The following is a 13,155-nucleotide window of genomic DNA, read 5'->3' as shown; positions in this document are numbered from 1 at the left end:
GCGCACGCGCGGACGGATAAAAAGGGGCACGGGAGACCATGGAGAGCGGACCGGCGATCTTCGCGGGAATGGTGTTCGCCCTGTTCGGAGGAGGGCTGCTGGTGTGGACCGCGGCCCGGGTACGGCATCGCGAGCCCGTCGCCCACGGTGTGAGTCCCGTCGCATCCGCGACCCTCGCGACGCTCGCCGCGCTCCTCACGCTGGCCCTCGGCGCATGGTGCTTCACCCGCCTCTAGAGCGGCTGTCGGGACGCCTCCGCAAGCGGGCCGACCAGTAATGGGGAGATCGCCCTCCGGATGAGCACGAAAAGGCCGGTGGGTACTCCGGGCGGCAGGAATGGCGGTAGTCGGGTTACCGTTCGAGTGGCCGTTGCGGGCTTTTCCCGTTTGACACGGGGGCGGGATGTACCGTCACACTCCGCAGCGTCAGCATGACCCGACCCCGGGAACCAAGGCCTGGGGAGACCCCAGTGCCTCGACCGGAGAGAAGAGCGAAGTTGTCCCCGACCAGCGAGACCGCACAGGGCGGCCGCCGACTCGTCATCGTCGAGTCGCCTGCCAAGGCGAAGACGATCAAGGGCTATCTCGGCCCCGGATACGTCGTCGAGGCGAGTGTCGGGCACATCCGCGACCTCCCCAACGGCGCCGCGGAGGTGCCCGAGAAGTACACCGGCGAGGTCCGCCGCCTCGGCGTGGACGTCGAGCACGACTTCGAGCCGATCTATGTCGTCAACGCCGACAAGCGGGCCCAGGTCAAGAAGCTCAAGGACCTGCTGAAGGACTCCGACGAACTCTTCCTCGCCACCGATGAGGACCGCGAGGGCGAGGCCATCGCCTGGCACCTCCAGGAGGTGCTCAAGCCCAAGGTCCCGGTCAAGCGGATGGTCTTCCACGAGATCACCAAGGCCGCGATTCAGGCCGCCGTCGCCAACCCGCGCGAGCTGAACCAGAAGCTGGTCGACGCCCAGGAGACCCGCCGCATCCTCGACCGCCTCTACGGCTACGAGGTCTCGCCGGTCCTGTGGAAGAAGGTCATGCCGCGCCTGTCGGCCGGCCGTGTCCAGTCGGTCGCCACCCGGCTCGTCGTGGAGCGGGAACGCGAGCGCATCGCGTTCCGTTCCGCCGAGTACTGGGACCTGACGGGCACCTTCGGGACCGGCCGCGCGGGGGACTCCTCGGACCCGTCGTCGCTGGTCGCCCGCCTCCAGAGCGTCGACGGCAGGCGGGTCGCGCAGGGCCGTGACTTCGACTCCCTGGGACAGCTGAAGAGCGCGAACACCCTCCACCTCGACGAGGCGAACGCCCGCGCGCTGGCCGCCGCCCTGGAGCAGACCCGGTTCGCGGTCCGCTCGGTCGAGTCCAAGCCGTACCGCCGCTCGCCCTACGCCCCGTTCCGTACGACGACCCTCCAGCAGGAGGCCTCGCGCAAGCTCGGCTTCGGCGCGAAGGCGACCATGCAGGTGGCCCAGAAGCTGTACGAGAACGGCTTCATCACCTACATGCGTACGGACTCCACGACCCTCAGCGACACCGCCATCACCGCGGCCCGCGCCCAGGTCACGCAGTTGTACGGCGCCGACTACCTGCCCTCGGCCCCGCGCACCTACGCCGGGAAGGTCAAGAACGCGCAGGAGGCGCACGAGGCGATCCGCCCCTCGGGTGATCGTTTCCGCACGCCCGCCGAGACCGGCCTGACCGGCGACCAGTTCAGGCTCTACGAGCTGATCTGGAAGCGCACCGTCGCCTCGCAGATGAAGGACGCGACCGGCAACAGCGTGACCGTGAAGATCGGTGGCACCGCCGCCGACGGCCGGGACGTCGAGTTCAGCGCCTCCGGCAAGACGATCACCTTCCACGGCTTCCTCAAGGCCTACGTCGAGGGCGCCGACGACCCGAACGCCGAGCTGGACGACCGCGAGCGCCGGCTGCCCCAGGTCAGCGAGGGCGACCCGCTGTCCGCCGAGGAGATCACGGTCGACGGGCACGCCACCAAGCCCCCGGCCCGCTACACCGAGGCCAGCCTCGTCAAGGAGCTCGAAGAGCGCGAGATCGGCCGCCCGTCGACGTACGCGTCGATCATCGGCACGATTCTCGACCGCGGCTATGTCTTCAAGAAGGGCACGGCACTCGTGCCGTCCTTCCTGTCCTTCGCCGTGGTCAACCTCCTGGAGAAGCACTTCGGCCGACTCGTCGACTACGACTTCACCGCCCGTATGGAGGACGACCTCGACCGCATCGCCGCCGGTCAGGCGCAGTCCGTGCCGTGGCTGAGGCGCTTCTACTTCGGTGAGGGCACAGCCACCGGCGGCGCGGCCGACGCCGGCAACGGCGACGGGGACCACCTCGGCGGCCTCAAGGAACTGGTGACCGACCTGGGCGCGATCGACGCGCGCGAGGTCTCCTCGTTCCCGGTCGGCAACGACATCGTGCTCAGGGTCGGCCGCTACGGCCCGTACGTCGAGCGCGGCGAGAAGGACTCCGAGAACCACCAGCGGGCGGACGTGCCCGAGGACCTGGCGCCGGACGAGCTGTCCGTCGAGCTCGCGGAGGAGCTGCTCGCCAAGCCGAGCGGTGACTTCGAGCTCGGTGCCGACCCGGTGACGGGCCACCAGATCATCGCCCGCGACGGCCGCTACGGCCCGTACGTCACCGAGGTGCTCCCCGAGGGCACCCCGAAGACCGGCAAGAACGCCGTGAAGCCGCGTACGGCCTCGCTGTTCAAGTCGATGTCGCTGGACACCGTGACGCTGGAGGACGCCCTCAAGCTGATGTCGCTGCCGCGCGTCGTCGGCGCCGACGCCGAGGGCCAGGAGATCACCGCTCAGAACGGCCGCTACGGCCCGTATCTGAAGAAGGGCACGGACTCGCGCTCGCTGCAGACCGAGGACCAGCTCTTCACGATCACCCTCGAAGAGGCGCTGCAGATCTACGCGCAGCCCAAGCAGCGTGGCCGCGCGGCCGCCAAGCCGCCGCTGAAGGAGTTGGGCACCGACCCGGTCAGCGAGAAGCCGGTCGTGGTCAAGGACGGCCGCTTCGGACCGTACGTGACCGACGGGGAGACCAACGCGACCCTGCGCTCCGGCGACAGCGTCGAGGAGATCACCCCCGAGCGCGGCTTCGAGCTGCTCGCCGAGAAGCGGGCGAAGGGCCCCGCCAAGAAGACGGCGAAGAAGGCGCCCGCGAAGAAGGCCCCGGCCAAGAAGGCGACGGCCGCCAAGAAGAGCGCGGCGAAGAAGACCACGACGGCCGCGAAGAAGACGACGGCGAAGAAGACCACCGCCACCGCGAAGAAGGCGGCGGCTGCCAAGACGGCGTCCGAGGACTGAGCCCCGGCGCTGTTCCTCCACGGAGGCTTCGCAATGTGAACGTCCCGGCATCACTTTGGTGTCGGGACGTGCGCACGTCAGGATGGGCCCTCCGGGCTGTCGGTGGCTCCCGATAGGCTGAACGCATGACCCGTGCCGAGCAGCCAACGGCCCTTCACCCGGCCCCCGACGATGCCCTGGTCGCGGACTCCCGCGAGCGCGCCGTCCGCGCCCTGCTGCGCAGGCCTCAGCTCAAACGCCTGTGGAGCGCCCAGCTCGTCGGTGGGATCGGCGACACCCTCGCGCTTCTGGTGCTGGTGCTGCTGGCCCTTCAGGCGGCGATCGCCCAGGGCTCGTTCAGCGGCGGCTACCGGGGCGTGGCGTTCGCAGTGGCGACCGTCTTCGGTACGCGCATCCTGGCGACGCTGCTCTTCGGCGCAGTCCTGCTCGGCCCGCTGACCGCGCTCACTGCGCAGGAGGGGCCGCTCGACCGCCGCTGGACCATGGTCGGCGCGGACGGAGTCAGGCTCGCCCTGCTCATCGTCGCGCCTCTGTGGATCGACTGGATGCCGGACGACGCGCTCGCGGTCCTCCTGGTGACCGTCTTCGTGACCGGCGTCGCCGAGCGCTTCTGGACCGTGTGCCGCGAGAGCGCGGCGCCCGCCCTGCTGCCGGCTCCGCCTCCCGAAGGGGCGACCGTACGACCGCTGCCGGACCACCTGGACGCACTGCGCCGTCTGTCGCTGCGGACGACCTTCGTGGTGATCCCGCTGGCCGGCGCCGTGCTCGTCGCCGCCGGTCTGCTCAACAACCTGCTGGGCTCCGGCATCGACTGGTTCGGACAGCACCAGGCGGCCCTCGCGTCGTACGTCGCGGCCGGGCTGTTCGCCGCGTCCCTGTCCGTGCTGACCTTCCTGGAGCTGCCCGACACGCGCACCCCGCGCGCGCGTTCACCGCTGGAGGGGCTGCGCCGGCCCAAGTCGGGCACCGGCGTCGACAAGGGCCGTACCGGCGTGATCCCGCTGCTGGTGCCGGCCTGCGCGGCCGTGGCCGGGGCGATCGCGGCCGCCGTGGCCGTCGCCGTGCTGCACGCCAAGGACCTGGGCGGCGGCCCGGTGCTGTACGGCCTGATGGTGCTCGCACTGACCGGCGGAGTCGTGGTCGGTGTCCGTACGGCGCCCAAGGTGCTGGTCTCGCTCTCGCGGCGCCGGCTGCTCGCGCTGGCGATCGCCTTCACCGGTATCGCCCTGCTGGCCGCCGGGCTCGTCCCGGACGTCACCACCGTGCTGCTGATCGACGCGCTGGCCGGTGTCGGCGCGGGCGTGGCCGCCAACACCGGGCACACTCTGCTCGACCAGGAGACCGAGGAATACCGGCGGGCGCGGACCACCGAGCATCTGCACGCGGTCGTGCGGGTCGGTGTGGCGCTCGGTGCGCTGATCGCCCCCGTGGTGGCCGCGGCGATCGGACCGCACCGGCTGGTGAACGGCAAGTTCGTGTTCGCGCACGGCGGCGCCGCGTTCACCCTGATGCTGGTCGGAGCCCTGTTGCTGCCAGTGGCCGCGTTGGTGCTCGCCAAGGTCGACGACCGGTCCGGCGTGCCCCTGCGGCACGACCTGCGGGACGCGCTGCTCGGCGGCGACGACCCGGAGACGGTGCCCGCCTCCTCCGGCTTCTTCATCGCGCTCGAAGGCGGCGACGGGGCCGGGAAGTCCACCCAGGCCGAGGCGCTCGCCGAGTGGATAAGGGCCAAGGGGCACGAGGTCGTGGTGACGCGTGAGCCGGGGGCGACCCCGGTGGGCAAGCGGCTCCGGTCGATCCTGCTGGACGTGTCGAGCGCCGGGCTCTCGCACCGCGCGGAGGCGCTGCTGTACGCGGCGGACCGCGCGGAGCACGTGGACACCGTGGTCAGGCCCGCCCTCGAGCGCGGTGCGGTCGTGATCTCCGACCGGTACATCGACTCGTCGGTGGCCTACCAGGGCGCCGGGCGCGACCTGTCCCCGACCGAGATCGCCCGCATCAACCGCTGGGCGACGGACGGCCTGGTGCCGCATCTGACCGTTCTGCTGGATGTCTCCCCGGAGATCGCCCGCGAGCGGTTCACCGAGGCGCCGGACCGGCTGGAGTCGGAGCCCGCGGAGTTCCACGCACGCGTGCGGTCCGGATTCCTCACGCTGGCCGCCGCCGACCCCGGCCGGTACCTGGTCGTGGACGCCGGACAGGAGCCCGAGGCCGTCACGACGGTCGTACGCCACCGCCTCGACCAGATGCTGCCGCTGTCCGAGCAGGAGATCCGGGAGCAGGAAGAGGCCCGCCGCAAGGCGGAGGAGGAGGCGCGGCGCAAGGCCGAGGAAGAGGCCGCGCGCAAGGCCGAGGAGGAGCGCCTGGAGCGGGAGCGCCAGGAGCAGCTCGCCCGGTTGAAGGCCGAGGAGGAGGAGCGCAAGCGGCGCGAGCTGGAGGAGGCCCAGCGTCGCGAGGCCGAACGCCAGGCGGAGGAGGCCAGGCTGCGGGCCGAGGAAGCGCGCAGGCGGGCCGAGGAGGAGCGGGCACGGCTCCTCGCCGAGGAGAAGGCACGCGCGGAGGAAGAGGCACGGCGCAAGGCCCAGGAGGAGGCCGCCCGAAAGCGGGCCGAGGAGGAGGCGCGACTGCGCGCCGAGGCCGAGGAGCGGCGGCTGGAGAAGCAGCGCAAGGCCGAGGAGGCGCTGCTGAGGGCGGAGGAGGCCCGGCGGCTCGCCGAGGCCGCGACCGCGGCGGCGGAGGAGGGGCCCAAGCAGGCCGCCACTCCCGCGGCGGGGCTGGACGCGGCGACCGTGCCCACCCCCGTGGTGACGCCGACCAACGCGTCGGGCGGTCCGGTGGACGAGACGGCCGTGCTGCCTCGGGTACCCATGGAGAAGGACGACGAGGAGTCTTCCGGTAGCGGTGCTTCCGGTGCTTCCGGTGCTTCCGGTGCTTCCGGTGCTTCCGGTGTGTCCGGTGGGGCCTCCGACTCCGAGGTGACGGCTGAGCTGCCGCAGCCGCCGGTTCCGCCGGGGGCGGCGGACGAGACGGCGGTGCTGCCGCCGGTGCCTCCGGGTGCTGCCGATGAGACCGCGGTGCTGCCGCCGGTCGTGCCGCCGGGCGCGGCTGATGAGACGGCCGTGCTGCCTCCTGTGCCTCCGGCGCCGGGGGAGGGGCCTTCGAACCGGGTGCCGCCGGGGTACTTCCGGGACGAGGAGCGGACACGGGAGCTGCCGCAGGTCGACGCGGAGGGGACACCTCGGCGGAGGACTCGCTCGGACTGGGCCGAGGAGACTCCGCTGGACGACCTGCCTACGTTGGCTGACGAGCTGCTCGGGCCGCACGACGACGAGTACGGGGATGAGCGGGGGCGGCGTCGGGGCCGTTAGCGGCCGAACTGCGGGTGCGGGTGCGTCGTGGCTGGGCCCGCAGCCGACCATGGACCGTCGGCCCTTTGTCAGTGGTCGCCCCCACAATGGACCCAACGCACGAAGCATGACGAAAGGGCGGCGTGACCCATGACCGTATGGGACGACCTGGTCGGCCAGGAAAGGGTGAGCGAGCAACTCGCCGCCGCCGCCCGGGACGCCGACGCCCTGGTCACCGCCGTCGCCACCGGCACCCCGCCGCCCGAGGCGTCGAAGATGACGCATGCCTGGCTGTTCACGGGACCCCCCGGGGCGGGCCGGAACCAGGCGGCGAGGGCCTTCGCCGCAGCGTTGCAGTGCGTCAGTCCGGACCGGGCTCTCGGGGGAGCGCCCGGCTGCGGATTCTGCGACGGATGCCATACGGCACTCATCGGCACCCACGCCGACGTCACCTCCGTAGCCGCCGTCGGCACTCAGATCCTCGCCGACGACATGCGGGACACCGTCAGGAAGTCGTTCACCTCGCCGGCGACCGGCCGCTGGCAGATCATCCTTGTGGAGGACGCCGAGCGGCTGAACGAGAAATCGGCCAACGCGGTCCTCAAGGCCGTCGAGGAGCCCGCCCCCCGCACGGTCTGGCTGCTGTGCGCGCCGTCCATCGAGGACGTCCTGCCGACGATCCGCTCCCGCTGCCGTCACCTCAACCTGAGCACCCCCGCCGTGGAGGCCGTCGCCGACATGCTCGTGCGCCGGGAGGGTGTCGAGCCGGCCGCCGCGATGGCCGCCGCCCGTGCCACCCAGGGCCATGTCGACCGGGCCCGCCGCCTCGCCACCGACCCTGCGGCGCGCGAGCGCCGGGCCGCCGTGCTGAAGCTTCCCCTGCGCATCGACGCCATCGGCGGCTGTCTCAGGGCGGCGCAGGAGCTCGTCGACGCGGCGGCCGACGATGCCAAGCAGCTCGCCGAGGAGATGGACGGCAAGGAGACCGAGGAGCTGAAGGCCGCGATGGGCGCCTCACAGGGCGGCCGTATGCCCCGCGGCACGGCGGGCGTGATGAAGGACCTGGAGGACCGGCAGAAGCGCCGGCGCACCCGTACCCAGCGCGACAGCCTCGACCTCGCCCTGACCGACCTCACCGCGTTCTACCGTGACGTCCTCGCCCTCCAGCTCGGCTCCCGGGTCGCGATCGCCAACGCGGACGCGGAGGACGCGTTGGAGCGGCTCGCCCGCGGCAGCTCTCCGGAGACCACGCTCCGCCGTATCGAGGCGATCGGGGCCTGCCGCGAGGCCCTCGACCGCAACGTGGCCCCGCTGCTCGCGGTGGAGGCCATGACGATGGCGCTCAGAGCGGGCTGAGGGCCGGGCGGGTGATCACGCGTTGACGGGGTCACTCGTACGGGCCGGTTTGTTCACGCACGGCATGTGATCCAATGCGGAGAGTTAGGCTCGTTCGATGCACCTCAGGCGAAATCCCCGCCACACCAGCCTGCAGATTCCCACGCGACGGGTACAGGCACCGGCACCGGCGCACACGGCCCGCACGACCCGTGCCCTCGGCGCGCTCCTCGCCGTTGCCGCGCTGCTCGTCTCCGCCTGCTCCGCGGGTGCCTCGACGAGTTCGGCGACCTCAAACGCCGGGGTGGCCCTGGGCGCGCTGCCGCGGTCGACACCGGCCGCGCTGTCGCCGTACTACGGGCAGAAGACGCGCTGGCACAGCTGCGGGGTCCCCGGTTTCGAGTGCGCCACGCTGAAGGCGCCGCTCGACTACGACAAGCCGGCCGACGGGGACGTCCGGCTCGCCGTCGCCCGCAAGAAGGCCACCGGCCCGGGCAAGCGCCTCGGGTCGCTGTTCGTGAACCCGGGTGGTCCGGGCGGCTCGGCGGTCGGCTATGTCCAGGCGTACGCCGGGATCGGCTACCCGGCCGAGGTGCGGGCCCGTTACGACATGGTCGCGGTGGACCCGCGGGGAGTCGGCCGCAGCGAGCCCGTCGAATGCCTCGACGGGCGGGACATGGACACGTACACCCAGACGGACAGCACCCCCGACGACGCGCGTGAGACCGCGGAACTCGTCGACGCCTACAAGAAGTTCGCGGAAGAGTGCGGCGCGCACTCGGCGAAGCTGCTGCGGCATGTGTCGACGGTCGAGACGGCCCGGGACATGGACATCGTGCGGGCGGCACTGGGTGACGCGAAGCTGAACTACGTGGGGGCCTCGTACGGGACGTTCCTCGGGGCGACGTACGCGGGACTGTTCCCCGGCCGCTCGGGGCGGCTGGTGCTGGACGGCGCGATGGATCCCTCGCTGTCCGCGCGCCGGGTGAACCTCGACCAGACGGCGGGCTTCGAGACGGCCTTCCAGTCGTTCGCGAAGGACTGTGTGCAGCAGCCGGACTGCCCACTCGGCGCGAAGGGCACACCGAGCGCGGAGGCCGGCCGGAAGCTCAAGGCCTTCTTCGGCAAGCTCGACGCGCACCCCATTCCCACCGGCGATGCGGACGGCCGCACACTCGGCGAGTCCCTCGCCACGACCGGCGTGATCGCGGCGATGTACGACGAGAGCTCCTGGGCGCAGCTGCGGGACGCGCTGAGCTCGGCGATGAAGGAGAACGACGGCGCCGGGCTGCTGGTCCTCGCCGACAGCTACTACGAGCGGGACGCCGACGGCCACTACAGCAACCTGATGTCCGCCAACGCGGCCGTGAACTGCCTCGACGGCCAGCCCGCCTACGACAGTCCGGAGGAGGTCGAGAAGGCCGTCCCGACCTTCGAGAAGGCGTCCCCCGTCTTCGGTGAGGGCCTCGCCTGGCCCTCCCTCAGCTGCGCGTACTGGCCGGTCGGCCCCACGGGCGAGCCGCACCGCATCGAGGCACGGGGCGCCGGCCCGATCGTCGTGGTCGGCACCACCCGCGACCCGGCCACCCCCTACCGCTGGGCCCGTGCCCTGGCCGCCCAGCTCTCCTCGGGACGCCTGCTCACCTACGAGGGCGACGGCCACACCGCCTACGGCCGCGGCAGCGCCTGTATCGACTCCGCGATCAACGCGTACCTGCTCCGCGGCACTCCTCCGGTGGACGGGAAACGCTGCTCCTGACCCGGTCACCGGAGCGTCCGGGGGTGCCCGAGGGCTGGTGCGGAGCACCCCTCGAAACTGTGTAGACTTACCGACGTTGCTGACCGCACCATGGTGCGGACAGCGCGCCGCCTTAGCTCAGATGGCCAGAGCAACGCACTCGTAATGCGTAGGTCTCGGGTTCGAATCCCGAAGGCGGCTCTGTGGAAGCCTCAGGACTCACTCGCCGTGACCTGGGGCTTTTGCTATTACCGGATGCGGCGACGACGCCGCGCGCGGGCCGCGCGACTGTCCCTAGTCTCAGTTCCAGTCTCAGTTGGCGGCGCAGGCGCAGATTCCGGGGTGGGCAGGAAGGCGTCCCCCATACGACGCATGGCGTCCTTCGAGAGGTGCGAGCGGCTGCGGGCTTGTTGCGGTGCAGCTGCCGAATGTGCAACCCCCCATCGCGAGATCATCAACCCGTGAGGGCGCCCCCCCGGACGTCGTGGGCGGACGCCACCCCTTGCATGGGCCCGCCGGCACTCAGATGCGGACGCATGTGAAGGCTCGGGCGGCCGTGTGATTGTGGAAGGTCGCACTGGCAGACACGACACGCAGAACGTACGCGGCTGCACGCCCCCGTTGTCGACGGCCGTCGAACTCGTCGTGACGCTGCTGCGCTGCGAGCCCGGCCCCACCGAGGAAGGCTGCCCGCCGTCATGCGAGGAACTCGAAGCGGCGGCCAGGGCCACCTACATCGACGCCGTCGCCGTGTTCAACGCGATCACCTGCTGCCTAGCCGCCACCGGAAGACGAGGACGTCGGCGCGGCCGACCGTACATCCTCGGCCGTCAGCAGACCCTCGGCCCGCAGGGCGGCTGTATCGGCGTCGAGCAGCGCGTCACGATCGCCCTGCTCGGCTGTAAGTGCCCTGTGGAGGTGGCCAGTTGTGAGTGTTGAGGTACGAGTTGAGGCCGGCCGGATCGCCCGACTCCTGCGCGCCCGGGGCGGCATCGCCTACCGGCGGATCAGCCAGCGCACCGCACGTGTGGCGGAGATCGCAGAGAAGGAGGCGCCGGGTCCATGGGCTCCTACATCTCCAGGAAGGTCCAGGAAGGTTCAGGAAGCGCCCCGGCGCCTTGAGGGCGTGATCGTGTGCGACCACCCAGCGGTCCGGTTCGTGCTCGACGGCACCAGGCCCCACCTGATACGCCCGCGCCGAGAGAGGGCGCTGCGGTTCGAGATCGACGGCCGGGTCGTGTTTTCTGCCTACGCCCGGCATCCCGGCACCCGGCCCAATAACTTTATGGCGCGGGCGCTGCGGCGCGGCCTGTAACAACCTGGCCGTAGGAGGTACGCACGAGCACAGTGTCCGGGTGCGAGGTCGCATGGGATGCCTTAGAGTCACTTGAGGGGATGATTTCGGCGGGGTGGGAGCTGAGAATGGGTCGAAGCCTCAGTTTCTCTGTTTCCTCGGGAGGCTATTGTGCCTCGGCGCGCATTTTCCCTTGCTGCCGTATTTGTGGCGGCGTTCGCATTTAGCCCTTACCTCCCTCTCGCGGCTGCATCAGAGTCTCAGTCGGCAGCAGGAAATGGCTCGACTATGGAGAGGCCGCACCCCGATGTGCTCCATCCTATGTCGCGACAAGCATTCGATGCGGCTTGCAAGGAACAGGGCTACGCCGGGGGTGTGACTACGGTTGGGAAAACTGCGTACTCCATCCGGTGCGTCAATGAAGACGGAAGCCTTCAGACCTTTCGCCCGCGAGAGGAAATTCACAACTTCGTTGCCCAGGCCTGTCAAGACACCTATACCGATGTCAGGGTGACGGATCGTCTCGCCACCATGGGCGGCACCTACACAGCTTGGGAATGCGCCGACTATGGGTCGTACGCAGGAACTCCCGACCTCAAGGAATGGTGTGGGTCCAAAGGGCTGGGGCTTATCAAGTACGCACGTGCCTCGTACCCGGCCTACCAGTGGTTCTGTGCGAATTCATCGAGGAGTAGGGTGCAGGGAATCCCTATGGATGATGTCTGCGTGTCGCAGTTCGATGAGTCCGCTCTCGACCGGGTGTTCAACGTGTATGGGAAGACTGTTGAAGATGCCTGGGACTGCTTCTACACCAAGTAGATGCGTCGGCCAGCGTCAGCAGAAGAGCCGCGCTGCAACGCCAGTCGTCAGACCGAGATGCGGAGCAGTCTGTACGAGATGACTTTCGGATCGGTAGGTTGACCCTCGTTGCCGGAAGGAAAGACTTATGTGGGGAAGCTCCCGGCGATTCACCTGTGTAGCGTTGGGTGCCGCCTGCGTGTTGATGGGCGGACCGACCGTGGCTATGCCAATGAGTATGCGGGAAGTGCCGCAGGGCAGCAGCTTCCGGGGGTGGTCGGAAGCGGACGCGCACAAAGTAGCGGTTTCGACTGTTGACTGGAGGAACCGAAATTACCGCATCACTTGCGATGACACCGTCGATAAGCCAGTCAAGGTAGTTGTCCGCAATGGTAGGGGCGTCGCGCGTGGGGCAGGAATTGGGGACTATGATCGCTGGGAGGTGGGGTTGCAGCGGATCACCCAAGGGAAAATATCGAGCCTCGGGAGCGTCACTGCTGTGCTGTTCTACTGCAGTCCCCAACCGAGCAACTTCTTCACGCAAGAGTTGCGCGTTTATCGATCCAGTAACGGACGTGAGATAGCCCGCATTCCCCACTTGAGTGGCGGGAAATGGCTTCCTCCCGAATATCAGCCAGGATCCGTATCGATCAGCGATGACCGTATACTTGCTGATCTAAAATTCTACGGGCCCGGAGATTCTCATGGATCCCCGTCCAGCCTGCGCCATCTCGACTGGAGTTGGGATGGCAAGAAGTTCGTGACACATGTCCGTGGCGCGGCGTCGGAGGCTCCCGGTCGTATTGACTTGACCCGCGAACGTATCACCGTCAACGGGATGGGCCCTTTGAAGTTGGGCATGAGTCGTGAGGAAGCAGCGAATGTGATCGGTGCGCCGATTCCGGGGAAGGAGAACCGCGAGAGGTTCTGCACAGACTTCACTGTGGAAGGGGGACCGGAGGGACTCTACCTACGCTTTGTATCTGATCACCTCGTGGCCATCTACGTCCAACCGTCAGCGAGAACGGTCCTGACACGCTCGGGAATCCACGTAGGCAGCACTCGAAGAGATGTAATCGACACCTACGCCGGGCAAATCACAGTCGTCACCCCTGACTACGGAGGTGAAGAGCTTGTCTTCGCGCCATCCGCACCAGAATTTGCAGGAAAAGTGATCAGGTTTGGGATAAGCGATGGTGTCGTTGAAACGTTCATTGCCGGAGAACGTGACTGGGCGACCTTCTCCACCCCGTCTTGTGGGGTTCCCGAATAGAGGGTGGCTATACCCCGCAGGACTGCGCCACCTGTCTGGGTAACG

8 protein-coding genes, 1 tRNA gene and 1 pseudogene are annotated in these 13,155 nt (G+C 69.3%); 9 read left to right on the top strand and 1 reads right to left on the bottom strand.

Going from position 1 to position 13,155, the window contains the following annotated elements; all coding sequences use genetic code 11:
- Positions 1 to 38: 38 nt before the first annotated feature.
- From ABZT93_RS32040 to ABZT93_RS32015, 6 genes are all read left to right on the top strand, one after another.
- Entirely contained in the window at positions 39 to 236 is a 198-nt protein-coding gene (locus ABZT93_RS32040) for a hypothetical protein (RefSeq protein ID WP_356111271.1), read from the top strand.
- Between the two features lie 260 nt (positions 237 to 496).
- Entirely contained in the window at positions 497 to 3,325 is a 2,829-nt protein-coding gene (gene topA, locus ABZT93_RS32035; protein ID WP_356111269.1) for a type I DNA topoisomerase, read from the top strand.
- A gap of 125 nt (positions 3,326 to 3,450) precedes the next feature.
- Positions 3,451 to 6,693: a dTMP kinase gene (gene tmk / locus ABZT93_RS32030; protein WP_356111267.1), complete on the top strand. Its 3,243-nt coding sequence runs from the start codon at positions 3,451 to 3,453 to the stop codon at positions 6,691 to 6,693.
- Positions 6,694 to 6,822: 129 nt separating this feature from the next.
- The gene (locus ABZT93_RS32025; protein ID WP_356111266.1) at positions 6,823 to 8,028 is read left to right on the top strand and encodes a DNA polymerase III subunit delta'; all 1,206 of its coding nucleotides are present in this window, start codon (positions 6,823 to 6,825) and stop codon (positions 8,026 to 8,028) included.
- Between the two features lie 97 nt (positions 8,029 to 8,125).
- Positions 8,126 to 9,766, top strand: coding sequence for an alpha/beta hydrolase (locus ABZT93_RS32020; protein WP_356111264.1), 1,641 nt, complete (start codon positions 8,126 to 8,128; stop codon positions 9,764 to 9,766).
- 106 nt (positions 9,767 to 9,872) lie between these two features.
- Positions 9,873 to 9,946, top strand: a tRNA-Thr gene (locus ABZT93_RS32015).
- 47 nt (positions 9,947 to 9,993) lie between these two features.
- Here the strand turns inward: ABZT93_RS32015 and ABZT93_RS32010 are convergent.
- Positions 9,994 to 10,149 (bottom strand): annotated as a pseudogene (locus ABZT93_RS32010) (integrase); the annotation flags it as partial.
- 160 nt (positions 10,150 to 10,309) lie between these two features.
- Between ABZT93_RS32010 and ABZT93_RS32005 the strand changes: the two are divergent.
- The 3 genes from ABZT93_RS32005 to ABZT93_RS31995 all read left to right on the top strand — a co-directional run bounded on the left by ABZT93_RS32005 (position 10,310) and on the right by ABZT93_RS31995 (position 13,110).
- The gene (locus tag ABZT93_RS32005; protein ID WP_356111263.1) at positions 10,310 to 10,684 is read left to right on the top strand and encodes a hypothetical protein; all 375 of its coding nucleotides are present in this window, start codon (positions 10,310 to 10,312) and stop codon (positions 10,682 to 10,684) included.
- An 865-nt stretch (positions 10,685 to 11,549) separates the two neighbouring features.
- Entirely contained in the window at positions 11,550 to 11,858 is a 309-nt protein-coding gene (locus ABZT93_RS32000; RefSeq protein ID WP_356111261.1) for a hypothetical protein, read from the top strand.
- Between the two features lie 211 nt (positions 11,859 to 12,069).
- A complete protein-coding gene (locus ABZT93_RS31995) occupies positions 12,070 to 13,110 on the top strand; it encodes a hypothetical protein (protein ID WP_356111259.1) in 1,041 nt (346 codons plus the stop codon).
- Positions 13,111 to 13,155: the final 45 nt, after the last annotated feature.

This window comes from Streptomyces sp. NPDC005303 (assembly GCF_040607335.1).
Lineage (GTDB): Bacteria > Actinomycetota > Actinomycetes > Streptomycetales > Streptomycetaceae > Streptomyces.
Note: the sequence above shows the minus strand (reverse complement) of the source record. Positions and strands in the feature narration are given on the sequence as shown.

Excerpts from the sequence above, each read along its gene's own strand:
- ABZT93_RS32025 (WP_356111266.1), top strand. The coding sequence starts at position 6,823 with ATGACCGTATGGGACGACCTGGTCGGCCAGGAAAGGGTGAGCGAGCAA.
- ABZT93_RS32040 (WP_356111271.1), top strand. The coding sequence starts at position 39 with ATGGAGAGCGGACCGGCGATCTTCGCGGGAATGGTGTTCGCCCTGTTC.
- tmk (WP_356111267.1), top strand. The coding sequence starts at position 3,451 with ATGACCCGTGCCGAGCAGCCAACGGCCCTTCACCCGGCCCCCGACGAT.
- ABZT93_RS31995 (WP_356111259.1), top strand. The coding sequence starts at position 12,070 with ATGAGTATGCGGGAAGTGCCGCAGGGCAGCAGCTTCCGGGGGTGGTCG.
- ABZT93_RS32020 (WP_356111264.1), top strand. The coding sequence starts at position 8,126 with ATGCACCTCAGGCGAAATCCCCGCCACACCAGCCTGCAGATTCCCACG.